The organism is uncultured Lutibacter sp., assembly GCF_937891065.1.
Lineage (GTDB): Bacteria > Bacteroidota > Bacteroidia > Flavobacteriales > Flavobacteriaceae > Lutibacter.
In genome coordinates this window covers 1-16,910 of record NZ_CALAEQ010000118.1, presented here as the reverse complement: position 1 = coordinate 16,910, position 16,910 = coordinate 1, and the positions used below count along the sequence as shown (strand labels likewise).

At 28.6% G+C, this 16,910-nt stretch carries 17 protein-coding genes; 5 read left to right on the top strand and 12 right to left on the bottom strand.

Translation table 11 applies throughout. The features are described 5' to 3' along the window. Positions 1 to 636: 636 nt before the first annotated feature. Complete coding sequence (locus tag Q0352_RS06980; RefSeq protein WP_299525702.1) at positions 637 to 1,860, bottom strand: DUF1343 domain-containing protein; 1,224 nt, start codon at positions 1,858 to 1,860, stop codon at positions 637 to 639. 8 nt (positions 1,861 to 1,868) lie between these two features. Between Q0352_RS06980 and Q0352_RS06975 the strand changes: the two genes are divergently transcribed. Beyond that, complete coding sequence (locus Q0352_RS06975; protein WP_299525699.1) at positions 1,869 to 3,104, top strand: FtsX-like permease family protein; 1,236 nt, start codon at positions 1,869 to 1,871, stop codon at positions 3,102 to 3,104. Positions 3,105 to 3,111: 7 nt separating this feature from the next. Here the strand turns inward: Q0352_RS06975 and Q0352_RS06970 are convergent, their stop codons facing one another. The 9 genes from Q0352_RS06970 to Q0352_RS06930 all read right to left on the bottom strand — a co-directional run bounded on the left by Q0352_RS06970 (position 3,112) and on the right by Q0352_RS06930 (position 12,204). Further along, complete coding sequence (locus Q0352_RS06970) at positions 3,112 to 3,900, bottom strand: aldose 1-epimerase (RefSeq protein ID WP_299525696.1); 789 nt, start codon at positions 3,898 to 3,900, stop codon at positions 3,112 to 3,114. Between the two features lie 78 nt (positions 3,901 to 3,978). Continuing rightward, positions 3,979 to 6,105: a DPP IV N-terminal domain-containing protein gene (locus Q0352_RS06965; protein ID WP_299525693.1), complete on the bottom strand. Its 2,127-nt coding sequence runs from the start codon at positions 6,103 to 6,105 to the stop codon at positions 3,979 to 3,981. Between the two features lie 77 nt (positions 6,106 to 6,182). Further along, on the bottom strand, positions 6,183 to 7,193 hold the full coding sequence (locus tag Q0352_RS06960; protein ID WP_299525690.1) for an endonuclease/exonuclease/phosphatase family protein: 1,011 nt from the start codon (positions 7,191 to 7,193) through the stop codon (positions 6,183 to 6,185). Positions 7,194 to 7,199: 6 nt separating this feature from the next. Beyond that, positions 7,200 to 8,036: a rhomboid family intramembrane serine protease gene (locus Q0352_RS06955; protein ID WP_299525688.1), complete on the bottom strand. Its 837-nt coding sequence runs from the start codon at positions 8,034 to 8,036 to the stop codon at positions 7,200 to 7,202. Position 8,037: 1 nt separating this feature from the next. Beyond that, positions 8,038 to 8,772: a rhomboid family intramembrane serine protease gene (locus Q0352_RS06950; RefSeq protein WP_299525686.1), complete on the bottom strand. Its 735-nt coding sequence runs from the start codon at positions 8,770 to 8,772 to the stop codon at positions 8,038 to 8,040. A 22-nt stretch (positions 8,773 to 8,794) separates the two neighbouring features. Beyond that, complete coding sequence (mutL, locus tag Q0352_RS06945; RefSeq protein ID WP_299525684.1) at positions 8,795 to 10,609, bottom strand: DNA mismatch repair endonuclease MutL; 1,815 nt, start codon at positions 10,607 to 10,609, stop codon at positions 8,795 to 8,797. Then, positions 10,610 to 10,894 carry a riboflavin synthase subunit beta gene (locus tag Q0352_RS06940; RefSeq protein WP_299525682.1) on the bottom strand — a complete coding sequence of 95 codons (285 nt, stop codon included), beginning with the start codon at positions 10,892 to 10,894 and terminating at the stop codon, positions 10,610 to 10,612. Positions 10,895 to 10,952: 58 nt separating this feature from the next. After that, a complete protein-coding gene (ribH, locus tag Q0352_RS06935) occupies positions 10,953 to 11,432 on the bottom strand; it encodes a 6,7-dimethyl-8-ribityllumazine synthase (protein ID WP_299525679.1) in 480 nt (159 codons plus the stop codon). Between the two features lie 7 nt (positions 11,433 to 11,439). Further along, complete coding sequence (locus Q0352_RS06930) at positions 11,440 to 12,204, bottom strand: tetratricopeptide repeat protein (protein WP_299525676.1); 765 nt, start codon at positions 12,202 to 12,204, stop codon at positions 11,440 to 11,442. A 114-nt stretch (positions 12,205 to 12,318) separates the two neighbouring features. Here Q0352_RS06930 and Q0352_RS06925 point away from each other — a divergent pair, with 114 nt between their 5' ends. Next, positions 12,319 to 13,398, top strand: coding sequence for a DNA replication/repair protein RecF (locus tag Q0352_RS06925; protein WP_299525673.1), 1,080 nt, complete (start codon positions 12,319 to 12,321; stop codon positions 13,396 to 13,398). Beyond that, positions 13,398 to 13,694, top strand: coding sequence for a DUF721 domain-containing protein (locus tag Q0352_RS06920; RefSeq protein ID WP_299525670.1), 297 nt, complete (start codon positions 13,398 to 13,400; stop codon positions 13,692 to 13,694). Before Q0352_RS06925 ends, Q0352_RS06920 begins: the two co-directional genes overlap by 1 nt. Positions 13,695 to 13,797: 103 nt before the next feature. Here Q0352_RS06920 and Q0352_RS06915 read toward each other — a convergent pair whose 3' ends face one another. After that, a complete protein-coding gene (locus Q0352_RS06915; protein WP_299525667.1) occupies positions 13,798 to 14,217 on the bottom strand; it encodes a nucleoside-diphosphate kinase in 420 nt (139 codons plus the stop codon). A 66-nt stretch (positions 14,218 to 14,283) separates the two neighbouring features. Then, entirely contained in the window at positions 14,284 to 15,324 is a 1,041-nt protein-coding gene (locus Q0352_RS06910; RefSeq protein ID WP_299525664.1) for an alkaline phosphatase D family protein, read from the bottom strand. 83 nt (positions 15,325 to 15,407) lie between these two features. On the opposite strand from Q0352_RS06910, the gene Q0352_RS06905 reads away from it, so the two are divergent. Further along, the gene (locus Q0352_RS06905) at positions 15,408 to 16,439 is read left to right on the top strand and encodes a bifunctional oligoribonuclease/PAP phosphatase NrnA (RefSeq protein ID WP_299525661.1); all 1,032 of its coding nucleotides are present in this window, start codon (positions 15,408 to 15,410) and stop codon (positions 16,437 to 16,439) included. Further along, on the top strand, positions 16,429 to 16,910 hold a 482-nt coding region (gene gldI, locus Q0352_RS06900; RefSeq protein WP_299525658.1), incomplete at its 3' end, for a gliding motility-associated peptidyl-prolyl isomerase GldI. The genes Q0352_RS06905 and gldI, both read left to right, overlap by 11 nt.

Below are 16,910 nucleotides of genomic sequence, written 5' to 3'. Positions count from 1 at the left end.
CATCTTCTTTAGAGCAAGAAAATAAAACTGAACTTAATAGAGCTAGTGATACGAGAGTTAGGGTTAGATTTTTCATTTTTAGGGGTTATAGGGGTTAATTTGTTTGCTTTGGGATTTGGGGATTAAATTTTTAGGGTTGATTTATTTGCTTTGGGGTTATGGGGTTTATATTTTGGGTTATATCTCTTTTAATTACAATGTAAATATACAATTAAATGTTTATAAAAAAAATAAAAATGAAAAATATTTACCATTTGTTTGTAAAAACATACCATTTGTTGTATTAAAATGTCATCTTACATTTGAAGCGTAAGGGTTTGTGTGAAATTTATTTCGACATTTATTTTCACTAATTGACACTGAAAAATTGTAAATAGTACTATTCTTTAAGTTAAATGTAGAAATTGAACGGATGTAATTGAGTTAATTAGAGAGCTGTTTTTAATAATTTATAACCTTAATATTCTTTAAATAAGAAATATTGTTTTTGCAGTAAATTATTTTTAATAAGTAAAGGTTGTTTGTAAATAAGAGTAAAATTATTTTTTATTTTAAAAAAAGTCCTACTGAAGTAGGACTCAAGATTTTCATCTACGTCATAAAAAACTTATTGTAATATGATATGAAAAAATATTGTTATTTATACAAAAGGTACTTTACTCTCATTTTTTTAAACGATTCAAGATTTGGTTTCCAAGAGTTGTATATTTCTTCAGTCGAATAGTTATCTTCTAGTTGTTCTTGCAATTTAGTTGTACCAGCTAGTTTAGTGAAAAAACTATTAAAAAATTTACTTTTGTCTTCAGTTAAAGAGTAAGCTTCAATTAAATAAGATAATTCAATTTTGTTAAGATTTTCAATGTTACTTAAATCAAAACCACAACATTCAATATTTTCATGCATTGGATGTTTTGCTCCACTATTTGGTTGTGGTGTAAAACAAAAATTAAGTGCAGTTGATTTCATAAATGGTGAACCAAAAATTTGAAATTGTTTTTCAGTTCCACGTCCAACGCTCACGTTAGTTCCTTCAAAAAAGCACAAACTAGGGTATAAGTTAATAGCCTTATCATTTGGTAAATTTGGGGATGGTTTTATGGGTAAACTATATGTATTGCTATGATTGTAGTTTTTTAAAGGGATTACAGTTAAATCACATTTAATATTGTTTTTTAACCAATTTTCACCATTTATCATTTGTGCATATTCACCAATGGTCATTCCATATACAACAGGTATAGGATGCATTCCAACAAAACTGGTATGTTCTATTTCCAACATAGGACCATCAATATACTGTCCATTTGGATTTGGTCTATCTAATAATATTATAGGGATTCCCTGTTCAGCACAAGCTTCCATTACATAATGAAGTGTAGATATATAAGTGTAAAAACGCACGCCAACATCTTGAATGTCAAAAACAACTACATCAATATTTTTTAATTGTTCTTTGGAAGGTTTTTTATTGCTTCCATAAAGCGAAACAATTGGGACTCCAGTTTTTGCATCTATTCCATCAATAACTTTTTCACCAGCATCAGCATCTCCTCTAAAACCATGTTCAGGTGAAAATACTTTTGAAACATTAATTTTATGCAAAAGTAAGCTATCAACTATGTGAGTATAATTTTTTTGGTCTTTAAAGATTACAGAAGTTTGGTTTGCAACCACAGCAACATTTTTAGAAGCTAAGAGTTTTAAATACAAATTTGTTTGTTGAGCTCCAGGTAAAATTTCTAAAACAGCATCCTCCTGAACTTGAAATTTTGAAGATTTAGATTGGCTACAAGAAATCAAACTAAAAAAGAATAAAAAAAACAATAAGAAATATGTATTTTTGAACGAATAAGAAATCATAGCTAAAATTGAATTACGAGTTATTTATTGCAAAACGCATTATTGCTGCAAAACAGTATAAAAGTAGTATATCTTCACCAATAATAAAAATAGCAATTATTGCCATTGCCATTGGTATGGTTATTATGATGATTGCCATTTCTACAGGTATTGGATTACAACAAAAAATACGTGAAAAACTATCAGGTTTTAATGGGCATATCCAAATTACAAATTTTGACAACAATAACTCTGAAATTACTTTAATACCTGTTTCAAAAAATCAAGATTTTTACCCTGAATTCATTAATGTTAGTGATATTAAGAATGTTCAAGTTTTTGCAACAAAAGCAGGAATTATTAGAACAGAAACAGATTTTGAAGGTGTTATTTTTAAAGGGGTTTCAAGTGATTATGATTGGACTTTTTTTAAAGAATATTTGGTTGAAGGAAAGTTGCCAAATTATAGAAACGAAGTATCCTTTGAGGTTTTAATTTCAAGCGAAATTTCTAATAGGTTAAATATTAAGTTAGGGGAAGAGTTTAATATTCTTTTTGTAAAAGACGATCCATTTAAAGCACCTTGGCTTAGAGTGTTAAAAGCTATTGGAATTTATAATTCAGGGTTTCAAGATTTCGATGAGAATTATGTAATAGCGGATATTAAGCACATCCAAAAAATGAATAAATGGGAAGAAGATGAAGTTGGAGGTTTTGAAGTTTTTATAAATGATTTTGATGCTATTAATAAGAAAAGTAAAGAAGTATATGAGCAAACAGCATCTACATTAAATAGCCAAAGTATTATTGAAAAACACCCAGATATATTTGAATGGATTGGCTTATTTGATACAAATATTTACATTATAATAGCCATTATGATCTTAGTTGCAGGTATTAATATGATTACTGCATTATTAGTTCTAATTTTAGAGAGAACTCAAATGGTTGGAATATTAAAAGCACTTGGGAGTAATAATACGAGTATTCGAAAAGTATTTTTATACAATGCCAGTTATTTAATTTTAAGAGGCTTGTTTTGGGGAAATTTAATTGGTTTAACAATATTATTGCTTCAAAAATATTTAGGGTTGGTTACATTAAACCCTGAAACATATTATGTGAATACGGTACCTATTTATTTAGATTTTGGGTATATTATTCTTTTAAATATAGGAACGCTTCTTTTGTGTTTACTAATGCTAATTATACCATCAATCGTAGTTTCAAAAATTAGTCCTGCAAAATCAATAAAATTTGAGTAATTGACTATTACTTAAATGGTGTTATAGTTACCGTGAAAGTATTTTTCTCATCAGAAATATTAAATAACTCTTTTGTAAGTATTTCTTTACCAGTGTATGGATATGCAGTTATAGGTTCTATACAAAGCATATTAGAAACTTCTGTCCATAACATAAAGTTATTAAATCCTTCAGTTTTAAGTTTAATATTATAGCCATTTTTTTTAACTAAAGAAACTTCATCAGTATTTAAAATAGGAAAAGCTTTAGAACCACCTTTTATTATTTTGGTTATAGTTACTTCTTGTTTTTTAGATTTTACAATTTCGTCTAAATTGCTATTTAGCATAAAAGCAGGATGATAACCCAGCATAAATGGCATTCCTTTTTCTGCTTCAATTTCAAACGAAATTTTTAAAGACTCATTTGTTAATATATATGTTTTTATGAACGAAAAATTATAAGGCCAAGACAATAATCTAGCTGAAGATTTTTTAGGATATTTAGAGTTTTCAATGGCAGAATATGCAACATATTTTTTGATGTAAGAACAAGAGTTTTCTGAATGATTTTTAGGAGAATATTTTAATTCTCTTAAAAGCCCGTGCTGATCTTGACTGTAATTTCCTTTTGGTGTTGAAACTATAAAATTGTTGGTTTCAGTTGGGCCAATAATTGGAAACATTTCTGTGTCTGAATTTTTCCAACCAGGATTTCCTTTTTGATGTATTAATTCTTCTCCATTTTTTTTAAAACTAATTAATTCACCTTGTTCAATTTTAACAATTGAATTTTTATCTGCACTAATTAAAATCATAGCTATTTAATTTATTTAAAAAAAAGCCCTAACAAATTTTAGGTTACGTTAGGGCTTTTAAGTTTTTGTATTGTAGAATTATTTATTATTTTCTACTATATATTCTAACATTTTCTTTACTAAATGTGCTCTATCAACCCCACGTACATTGTGTTCGTGCATTGGATACGTAAAAAAGTCGATTTGTACTTTTTGTTTTACAGCCTCTTGTAATAAAGTCATACTGTGCTGAGGTACTACTGTTGGATCTATACTTCCGTGTATAATTAATAGTTTGCCTTCTAAATCTTTAATGTAATTATGCACTTTTGCTTTCTCATAACCTTCAATATTTTCTTGAGGTGTATCCATATAACGCTCTCCATACATCACTTCATAATATTTCCAATCAGTTACAGGGCCTCCAGCTACACCAGTTGTAAATACACCGGGATTACGTAATATTAAACTTGTAGTCATAAAACCACCATAACTCCAACCATTAACTGCAATTCTAGAACTGTCAACAAAATCTAATGATTTTAAATAATCAATACCTGTTAGTTGATCTTCAATTTCAGCATTTCCTAAATTTCTATGAATAACACTTTCAAAAGCAAAACCTCTATTGGCCGACCCTCTATTGTCTAACGTAAATACAATATAATTTTCTGCAGTTGCAAAAGCTGGCATCCATAAACTTGAACCCCCTAACCATGAATTCGTGACTAATTGAGCATGTGGCCCTCCATAAACATACACTAAAACAGGGTATTTTTTTGAAGCATCAAAATCTGCTGGTTTTGTAATTTTAGCATATAAATCAGTTCCATCAACTCCTTTAAGAGTTATGAATTCAGTTGCTCCTAGTTTGTAATCTTTTAGTGGGTTTTCAGCTTTAAAAATTGAAGTTGTTTTTAATTTTTTAGAATCTACAATTTCAATAGTATTTGGAATGGTTAAGCTATTATAAGCATCAATTAAATAATTCCCATCAGTACTTAATTGTGTGGAATGAGTTCCATTTGTTTTTGTTAATTGAGTGTGTTTTCCAGATTTTAAGTTTACTTTAAAAGTGTGTGATTCTCTTGCATCTGTACCAGTTCCTGTAATATAAACGTTTTTCCCTTTCGAATCAAAACCTAAAATACCAGTAACTACCCAATTAAAATTAGTAAGTTGTTTTATTAATTTTCCTTCAGTTGTATATTCATATAAATTCATAAAACCATCACGTTCGCTAAACCAAAGAAAATCAGTAGTTGATTTTGGTAAAAAGACAGCATCAAATTCAGGTTCTGTCCATTTATCGCTGGTTTCTTCAAAAAGGGTGTTTATTTTTTTTCCTGTTTCAATGCTATATCTATTATACCAAACGTGATTTTGACCTCTATTAATTTCTGCAACCAGTAAATATTTTTCATCTGGTGTCCAAGATAAATTTGTTAAATAATGCTCGTCAGAAGTATCAATATCCAAGTAAGTGGTTTCTTCTGTCTTTAAATTAAAAATACCAATTTTAGCTTTTTCACTTCCTTGTCCGGCCATTGGATATTTAATGTTATTCAATGAAGCAGGATAAGTAGTAATGTCAACTAATGGATAATCTGTTACATTGCTTTCATCTTTTTGATAAAAAGCTAAATAATTTCCTTTTGGGCTCCAGAAAGTACCTTTTACAATTCCAAATTCACTTCTATGAATTGCTTGTCCTGAAACAATGTTTTTATCTTCAATTGAAGTAACTATAACTTTTGGGTTTGCAGTTGTTCCAATAAATAAATTATTTTCTAATGTGTATGCAATTGCAGTTGCATTTGAATTGTACTCATTGTTTTGAGCTACTTCATCAAATAAAATAGTTGCACTTTTAGAATTATCTATATAATTATAAACTTCTATAGAATTTCCATTATTGAACGTAAAATCTGTAGTTGAAATTTCCTGTAAACGTGGAAATCGTTTTAATGTAGGATATGTTTTTTGAAGTTCTTCAAATGAGATTTTTTTAACAATTTTGGTTGTTTTCGCATCTGTAAATAGCAACTCGTTTTCTTTTAGAAAGACATAAGTATCTGAATTGTCAACCCATTTTAAGTTTTGTAATGATGAAGGATACAGTCCTTTATAATAGCCTAAAACCGCATCATCTACCGATAAATTTTGTTGTTGAGAAAAACCTAAAAAGAAGGTGCATAAAAATAGAAAAGAAAATAGTTGTTTCATTAGTTTGTTTTTTTTGTATTGAGTAACAAAGTTAATTAAATATAGGATGTATTTACTGATCTAAATCAGTTGTACACTTAAAAATTCAAACGAGCCATAATAGGATAATGATCGGAATAATTAACCTCAAATGTTTTAAAATTATTGATTTCAAACTTGTCATCTGCTAAAATAAAATCTATACGAAGCGGGAATTTATGATTGTATGATTTCCCAAACCCTTCACCTGCAACTTCAAAAGCGTCATTTTTACCATTTTTTAATGTATGATAAACCCATGAAAATGCATTATTGTTAAAATCACCGCAAATAATTGATTTATGAGTTATTTTTTCTTGATGTTGAATAATTAATTCGGCTTGATCTGCCTGTTTTTTAAATGCTTTATCAACTCTAATTCTCAATTTTTCAGAATTTTCCTGATTAAAATAATCTTCTTTCGGATTGATACTTAAAGATTCTAAATGAACATTATAAACTCTCATAGTATCTTTATTTTTAATAATATCCACAAAAATGGCATTATTGCTACTATTTAGAAAGTCTAATGAGCCAGAATTTATAATTTTATATTTCGAAAAAATTGCATGTCCAAATAGTTTACTTTTCTTACTGGCTTTTATGTATTGATAAGGAAATTTAAATCCAATTTTTATGGTAGGATTGAATTCTTGTAAGCATAAAATATCAGGTTCTTTTTCATTGATAAATTCATAAATTTTTTGATCTATATTTTCTTCATCAATCCAATTATAAATATTAAACATTCGTACATTATAACTCATTATTTTTAGATCTGTACTTAACAAAATCTTTTTTTCTTTAAAAGAATATAATTTTGTAACGTACTGAAATCCAATCAGTAAAATGATGGATGAGATTAAAAATTGGCGTTTTAATTTAAAGAACCAGTAAATTACAAATAGTAGGTTTATTAGAATTAGAATAGGTAGTGAAAGACTTAAAAATGAAATAAAAGAAAAAGTATTTGGTGAAATATAATAGCTTAAAAATGAAAATAATAAGACCATTGCAAAAAGTGAATTTACAACAACTATTAATTTATCGAACCATGATAATTTTTTCATAGAATGCTAATTTTTTCCAGCTCTAAATAAAAAATCTTTTTCTTCTTGAGTTAAACTTTCGTAACCAGATTTGCTTATTTTATCTAAAATGTCGTCAATCTTTCGTTGTCTGGTTTTAGAAACATCTTGTGTTGAAGTTCTACTTTTAGTTTTGTAAACAGCTTTGAAAGGCGATTTCTTTTTAGGTTTAAATAGGTTTGTAAAATAATTAATAACAGCTTCAAACCATTTACCAATATCATTTCCTTTATTCAGTTGGTTTGCATATATAAACCCGAAAATAGCACCACTTAAATGTGCGATTGCACTTCCTTTATCAGGATTGGCCAATTGCAAAATACTTAAAACCACCCAAATAGCAGCCAAAACCCATAATTCTACACTTCCAATAAAACGAAGCTGAATAGCGTAGCGTGGAATTTTAGTTGCAATAGCTATAAAAATAGAAGTTACAGCTGCAGATGCACCTGCTAACGGCAATGCCACCGATTTATCAATGAAATAATAGTATCCTAAGAATACAATTCCTCCAAAAACTCCTCCTAAAAAGTAACAATTTATAAATTGTTTTTGGGTTTGAAAGTTTAAAAATAAATTCCCTATATAATATAAAACTAACAAGTTAGAAACGACATGAAATATATTTTGATGTATAAAAGCGTATGAAATTAATGTCCAAGGTTTGTATAAAAAACTCTCTAAATTTGATGGTAATGCAAACCATTCAACAACATATTTATTGAGTAATACCGTTATTAAAAATAAAAATACATTAATGTAAATTATTTTTTCAGTGATATTAGCTTTGTTAAAAGCGTGCTTTATGTCGTTTATGATATTCAATTTAGTTCCAGCGTTTAAATTGGTTTTGTTTCCAATACCAAGCGATTATAAATCCTATTAAAGCACCACCAACGTGTGCAAAGTGAGCTACATTTCCAATAGAATATTTAGTCATTCCAAAAAATAAATCCCCTAAAATTATAGCAGGAATAAAATATTTTGCTGCAATTGGAACAGGGAAAAATATTAAAGCCAATTTAGAATTAGGAAATGATAAGCCAAATGCTACTAAAATCCCATAAATAGCACCTGATGCACCAACTGCAGGAGTATGGTAAGTTGCAAAAAAATCTTGCAAGTCAGCTTGGGAAATTGAAGTTAATATTTGAGAATTATAGCTTCCAGTATTTAAGATGTTTTGAATATCACCACCAGATAACCCTAAACTTATTAATTGATCATATGTACCATTAAACTGATAATAATTAACTAATGTGTAAATTACACCAGCTCCTAAACCAGCAGAAAGGTAAAAGAATATAAATTTATTTCGTCCCCACATTTGTTCAAGTGGTGTTCCAAAAGCCCATAAACCATACATGTTAAATAAAATGTGGCTAAAACCACCATGCATGAACATATGGGTTGCAAATTGCCAAAATCCAAATTGAGGATTTTCAGGAAAATGCAAAGCAAACATACTTTGCAACCCTAGATTAGGTGCTAGTTGAGGTACTATAAAAAACAGTACGTTAATAATTATTAAATGCTTAACAGCGTCGGTAATTCTTCCCATAATTTATTATAATTAACAACGGTTAATTGTTAAATTTTTTATCAATTTCATCAATATTTATAGTTACAAAAGTAGTTTTTCCAAAAGGTGATAAATCGGGTTGTTTACAAATAAACAATTTATTCACAATTTCTTCTTGTTCTCTTAAATCTAATTTTGTACCTGTTTTAATGGCCAAACTTTTCGCTAAACTTTTTGCCATAATATCTAATTGGCTAAAGCTAGCATTTGGTATGTCGTTCTTAATATCTTCTAATAGCTGCTCAATAATAATTGTAATTTGACTTTCTACAATAGTCACAGGAATACCATTTACTACAATTGAATCCTCTAAAATTTTATCAAATAAAAAGCCAATACTTTGTAAATCGACTTTAATTTCTTTTATTAGTTTAATATCAGTTTTATTGAATGAAATTTCTAAAGGAAACAATAATTGTTGGCTCAATGCTTCTTTAACGGTTATATTTTCTAAAAATTCTTCATATAAAATACGTTGATGCGCTAAATGTTGATTGATATAAACAATTCCAGATTTAATGCTACTTACTATATATTTTTTATGAACCTGATATGTTTTGCTATTTGGTTTTTCATCTGAAAACAATGAATTAGGAATTGTTTCAGACTCTACTTCAATATGATGTACATCCATCCCAGTATATAAACTTTCCCATTGTTGTGATTTTTCACGTTTGTATGGAAACTGAATAGATTTTTGTTCCTCGTTTTTAAAGGGATTAAAATCGTGATTTACAGTAACTTTTGGAGTTTCTGATTTTTTATCTTTATAATTATAAGGTGTATCAAATGATGCACTTCTATTAAAATCAAGAATAGGAGCAACATTGTACTGACCTAAACTATGCTTTACCGTAGAACGTAAAATAGCATACAAGGTTTTTTCATCATCAAACTTAATTTCTGTTTTTGTTGGATGAATGTTTATATCTATACTTTTAGTTGGAACTGTTAAATATAAAAAATAGGTAGGAAAATATCCGCTAGAGAGTAAACTTTCAAAAGCACTTGAAACGGCATGATTTAAATAAGCATTTTTAATAAAACGGTCATTCACAAAAAAGAATTGTTCATCTCTTTTTTTCTTAGCAAATTCAGGTTTTGTCACAAATCCGTTAATTTCAAGAACATCGGTTACTTCATGGATAGGTACTAGCTTTTCATTTGTTTTTTTTCCAAAAATTGAAACAATACGTTGGCGTAAATTACCCGAAGTTAAATTATATACTTCACTTTCATTATGATAAAGTGAAAATGAAATAGAAGGATGTGCTAGTGCAACTCGTTGAAATTCATTGATAATATGACGCGTTTCTATACTGTTTGATTTTAAAAAATTTCTTCGTGCTGGAATGTTGTAAAATAAATTTTTTACAGCTACGGAAGTTCCTTTCTGAGTTGATACATTTTCCTGAAAAATAAGGTTACTACCTTCAATTTTAATGTGAGTTCCTAATTCTTGGTTTTCTTGTTTCGTTTTTAAATCAACATGTGCTATGGCAGCAATTGATGCCAATGCTTCACCTCTAAAACCTTTGGTGTGTAAATTAAATAAATCTTCTGCTTTTTTTATTTTTGAAGTTGCGTGGCGTTCAAAACTAAGTCGGGCATCAGTAATGCTCATTCCTTTTCCGTTATCAATAACTTGAATAAGAATTTTACCAGCTTCTTTTATAATTAATTTGATATTTGTGGATTCTGCATCAATAGCATTTTCAAGTAATTCTTTTACTACGGAAGCTGGTCGTTGCACAACTTCACCTGCTGCAATTTGGTTCGCAACATGGTCGGGTAATAACTGAATTATATCTGGCATTTAAAATGGATTCTTGAAAATTGATAAGTCAAAATCAATAATATACAAAAATATGAAGGTTAATATGGCAATAATAATTAAAATTGTTTTATTGAAACCTTTATTTTCTGAAGTTTCACTTTCATTAAAAGCCGATTTAAATTTTTCTTTTAAATCTTTATTCCCACCAACAGTAGTTCTAAAATCGTCAAATTTATGACCTATTTTAAACGGGTTTCCCTCACCACTATAATATCTTGGTTTATAATCAAATTTTTTATTTGTGCGTTTTCTTAAAAATCCCATAATAGTCAAAAATACTGAATTCAGAAGTTGTTGTCAAGTTTTGTGAATAAGAAGTCTGTTAAAACTGTCTTAAAGCTGCCATTTTAATAGCTGCAATAGCCGATTCGATTCCTTTATTACCGTGTTTACCACCAGAACGGTCAATAGATTGCTGTTTGGTATTATCTGTTAGTACGCAAAAAATAATAGGAACATCGTATTTAATATTCAAATCTTTGATACCTTGTGTAACTCCGTCACAAACAAAATCGAAATGTTTTGTTTCACCTTGAATTACATTTCCAATAGCAATAATTGCATCTAGCTTTTGAGTTTCTATCATTCGTTTGCAACCAAAAATTAGTTCAAAACTTCCTGGAACATTCCAACGAATAATATTTTCTTTAGTTGCACCATTTTCAATAAAAGCTAGTTCAGCACCTAAAAATAAGTTTTCAGTAATATCAGGATTCCATTCAGAAACAACAATCCCAAACCGAAATTTCTTCGCGTTTGGGATTGTAGCTTTATCGTAATAGGATAAATTTGTTGTAGCCATTTACTGCTTATTTTTTAGACGCATATGTTGCTCTACTAATATAAATATTAATATTTTTTGCTTCTTCAGAAGTAGGATAATCAGTTTTTATTCTATTGAAAATATCCAGTGCTTTTGAGAACTTTTCTAATTCCATTGCAGTATTACCTGCTTTAAAAAGGTATATTGGAGTTGAAAAATTATTATCTCTTAAATCAGCTGCTTTTAAATAATAATCTAAAGCATCTTCAGGTTGGTTAATATCAGCAAATGCATCACCAATAGCACCTTTTGCAGTAGGAGCTAATAATTCATCATCTGAAGAGAATTTTTCTAAATATTCAATCGCTTCTTTGTAATTTTTTATTTTTAAGTAAGAAATACCAGCATAGTAGTTTGCTAAGTTTCCTGCTTTGGTTCCGCTATATTGACTTGAAACATCAACAAAACCTAATTTTCCATCAGCTCCATTTAATGCTAATGTATACAATGAATCTACTGCAACAGCACTTGCAGTTGCTTCTTCAAAATAAGCTTTTGGAAATGCTAATTCGTTTGCCGCTTCTTTTTCTTTAGGAGCCTTAATGTATTTTTGATATGGTAAGTAACCTAATATTAAAGCAACTACCAATCCTAAAACAATAAAAATTGTCTTTTGGTTTTTTATTACAAATTTTTCAGATCTTGAAGCTGTTTCATCTAATGTATTAAATACATCAGCTGTTGTTGATTGTTCAGCTGTATTATTTTGACCTTTTTTTACTTTACTGCCTGTCTTTTTATATGTTGCCATTTATTATAATAATTTTGTAGGCGCAAAAATAGCCTTTTTAATTGGAAAGTAAAAATGCAATTATATCAAAATTCCCATTTATTTTCAATAATTTTAAACCTTCAAAAAATATAGATGCATTTACAAAAAATTACATTGGTAAATTTTAAAAATTTCGAATCACAAACCTTTGATTTTCAAGAGAAAATTAATTGTTTTGTTGGAAATAATGGTGTTGGAAAAACCAATGTTTTAGATGCAATATATTATCTTTCTTTTGCTAAAAGTTACTTTAATTCTGTGGCAACACAAAATATTAGACATTCGGAAGAGTTTTTTATGATTGAAGGTACCTATAAAATTAATGAAAAAACAGATACTGTTGTTTGTAGCTTGAAGCGTGGTAATAAAAAAGTTGTAAAACGCAATGGTAAATCATATGAGAAATTTTCAGACCATATTGGTTATTTACCTTTGGTTATTATTTCGCCAGCAGATAGAGATTTAATTACTGATGGGAGTGATACACGTAGAAAATTTATAGATAATGTAATTTCACAGTCAGATAATCATTATTTACAGGATATTATAAAGTATAATAAGGTATTAGTTCAACGCAATTCATTGTTGAAATATTTTGCTTTAAACAGAACTTTTGATGCTGTTAATTTAAAGGTTTATGATGAGCAATTAGAGCGGTATGGAACTATTATTTATGAAAAAAGAAAAGCTTTTTTAGAAGAATTTATTCCAATTTTTAAAAAGCGGTATGAAGTAATTTCTAGCAGCCAAGAAACTGTAGATTTAGTTTATAAAACGCAACTTGATGAAGTGGGTTTTTTAGATTTGTTAACACAAAATGTTGCTAGAGATAGAATGCTTCAATTTACAAGTGCTGGTATTCACAAAGATGATTTAACTTTTGAAATTGAAGGTTATCCAATTAAAAAATTCGGATCACAAGGTCAACAAAAGTCCTATTTAATTGCATTGAAATTGGCACAATTCGACTTTATTAAAAAACAATCTAACCTAAAACCAATTTTATTATTGGATGATATTTTTGATAAATTAGACGATTTAAGAGTTGAACAATTAATAAGTTTGGTTAATAACAATGAATTTGGACAATTATTTATAACAGATACGCATAGAGAACGCACTGAAGAAGTGGTAAAAAAAGCAAAACAACCCTATAAAATATTTCAATTATAATGGCAAAGCGTCAAAATAAGTTTCATTCAATCCAAGATTTAATGAAAGATGTAATTAAAGATAATAAATTAACAAAAGGAATGCAGCAGCTGTCAGTAAAAGATGCGTGGGCTAAATTAATGGGGAATGGTGTAGTTTCTTATACTAATAGAGTAGAATTAAATGGAAAAACTTTAATTGTAAATTTAAAATCTTCAGTATTACGCGAAGAATTAAGTTATGGTAAAGAGAAAATTATAAAAATGATGAATGAAGAGTTAGGAGAAGAATTAATTTCTAAAATTATTTTAAGTTAACAATTGAATTAAAAAAATAATTAAAACTGGTTAAATTTGAATACCAAACATAAAAAAACCGTTGCATTGCAACGGTTTTTTTATTTTTTTATTTAGAGAAACCTTAAAACATTTCTCTTCCTGAGAAATGAAAAGCACCTTCAATAGCTGCATTTTCATCACTATCTGAACCGTGAACAGCATTTTCACCCATAGAAGTAGCGTAAGATTTACGAATAGTTCCTTCAGCTGCATCAGCAGGGTTTGTTGCACCAATTAAAACTCTAAAGTCTTCAACTGCATTTTCTTTTTCTAGAATTACAGCTACAATTGGTCCTCTGGTCATAAAGCTAACCAATTCGCCAAAGAATGGACGCTCATTGTGAACAGCATAAAACTCTTCAGCATCAGCTACTGTCATTTGTGTTTTTTTCATCGCTACAATTCTAAATCCTGCAGCATTTATTTTTTCTAAAATTGCTCCAGTATATCCTTTTTCAACTGAATCAGGTTTAAGCATTGTAAATGTTCTATTTGTTGCCATTGTTGTTTGTCTTAATTTTTAAAATCGGGGCAAATATAGTATTTTCTATATAAAGTTGTATTTATGCTAATAATTTTGAGTAATTGTTTCATAAATAGTATTGTTTTTACCTCTTATTTCTAGTATTACAGTATCAGTTTTTAAGTCAATTTTTAAAATACCGTAACTTTTTTCTGAAACTACATTTCCAACCCTAAATTTATTGGGTTCTTCACTGAAATTTGAATACGAATGTGTTAACCCGCTAGAAGTAAAATCTATAAGAGGATACTTTAAACTGTCAATTTCTTTTTTCGAAAACTCAGAAATATGTCTATCTCCTGAAAGAATAATAGCATTTTTAGTTTTTGTTGAAATAAGGAGGTTTTCAAATTTTTCTATTTCGTTAGGCATATTTCCCCAAGTTTCAAAACCATGTTCTGCAGATAAAAATTGGATGCTACTCATAATAATTGTGTAGGATGCTTTCGAGTTTAGAAGTTGGTTTTCTAACCATTTCCATTGAGTTTCTCCTAATACAGTTCCATCACTATTAGTATTAGGTTTGTATCGTTTTTTAGTTTCAAAATCATCACTTAGTGCAGTTCTAAAATACCGAGTATCTAAAATAATAATTTTAATAATTGTTTCATTTACATTATAATCTTTAGAAAAATAGACACCTTCTTGTTTTCTTCTTTCATCTTCTTTTGGAACATCTATAAAGTCTAAAAATAGTTGTTGTGCTTCTGCTTTTTTTGGATATTCAGTACCGCCATCATTTACACCATAATCGTGATCATCCCAAGTGGCAAGTATTTCAATATTTTTACTAAAATTTGAATACTCAACATTGTTTTTTTGCTTTAGATAATTTTGTTCTAAATAAGCCATATTTTGGGTGTCTGAATAAATGACGTCACCCCCCCAAATCCAAACATCAGGATTATTTTTTTTAATTTCAGGCCAAAAAGTATTGGGTAATACTTGATTATTGCAAGATCCAAAAGCAATTACAAAACCATTAGTAGCTTCTATAGTATTTGAAATTTTACTGGTTTGTTTATGTTCAGTTTTACAAGATGTGATTACAAAAAGAAAGATGAAAAGCGTTTTAAAATAAGCCATTATTACAATTGATAAATTTATTCAAAACAAATATACAGTTCTTAACCTAATAAAATATAGGATTATTTGTATATTTGCTCCTTATGAATGTAAATGAAATTAAGGAAATAACAGCACTGCTTTCTACACCTAAAAATGTAGTTATTGTGCCACATAGAAATCCAGATGGTGATGCAATTGGGGCGAGTTTGGCAATATATCATTATTTAAAAAATAAAGGACATAGAGCAACAGTAGTTGCTCCAAATGATTATCCAGGTTTTTTAAAATGGCTACCGGGTTCAGAAGAGGTTTTTAAATTTGACACACAAAATAGGCAATCGAAAAGTTGTATAGAGGAGGCTTCAATAATTTTTTTATTAGATTTTAATGCTTTGCATAGAGTTGGAAGTGATATGCAAAAAACATTAGAAGATTATAAAGGTACATTCATAATGATTGACCATCATCAACAACCAGATGATATAGCAACCTATTTATATTCAGATGTTTCAATTTGTTCAACGTGTCAAATGGTGTATCATTTTCTTGAAAAGTTAGAGGATGTTAAAAGTATCAATGCTGATATTTCAAATTGTTTATATACAGGGATTATGACGGATACTGGCTCGTTTAGATTTCCTTCAACAACAAGTACAACACATAAAATTGTTGCAGAATTGATTGATAGAGGTGCTGAAAACGCCAAAATACACAACAATGTATATGACACAAATTCATATGGTAAATTACAGCTTTTAGGACGTGCTTTAAGTAATTTAGTGGTTATTGAAGATTTAAAAACGGCCTACATCACATTAAATCAACAAGAGTTAGATGAGTTTAAGTATGCAAAAGGTGACACTGAAGGAGTTGTAAATTATGCATTATCTTTAGAAGGTGTTATTTTTGCAGTTATTTTTATTGAAGATGCTGAACAACAAATAATTAAAATTTCATTGAGATCGAAAGGAAGTTTTTCAGTAAATAAGTTTTCACGTGAACATTTTGATGGAGGTGGTCATGATAATGCAGCAGGAGGGAAGTCATTGGTATCAATGGAAGAAACAATTTCTAATTTTTTAAGTGTGCTTCCAAATTATAAAAATGAATTAATTAACTCTTATGAAGCATAGTTTTTTACTTTTAATTATTTCGTTCCTACTATTTTCTTGTGGAAATACAATTGCAAGGAAACCAATAGTTAGAAAAACAGCTACTTTTATGAAAGAATCTGTTTCTTTTAATAAATCGTTAATTTCAGAAGAAGAGAATGAAATTAAAAGTATTATGGAACTAGATTCCCTAAATACATATATAGCTTCGTCAGATGGATTTTGGTATAAATATGAACAAAAAAATATAGCCACCTATGTTCCTCAATTTGGTGACGAGCTTACATATACCTTTAATGTTTCCGATTTTAAAAACAATATTATTTATACTTCCGAAGAAATAGGAGAGCAATTATATGTTGTAGATCAGCAAGAGATAATTGAAGGATTAAGAAATGGGTTAAAATTGATGAATGAAGGTGATATTGTTACTTTTCTATTTCCATCTCATAAAGTTTTCGGATATTTAGGCGATCAAAAAAAAATAGATAT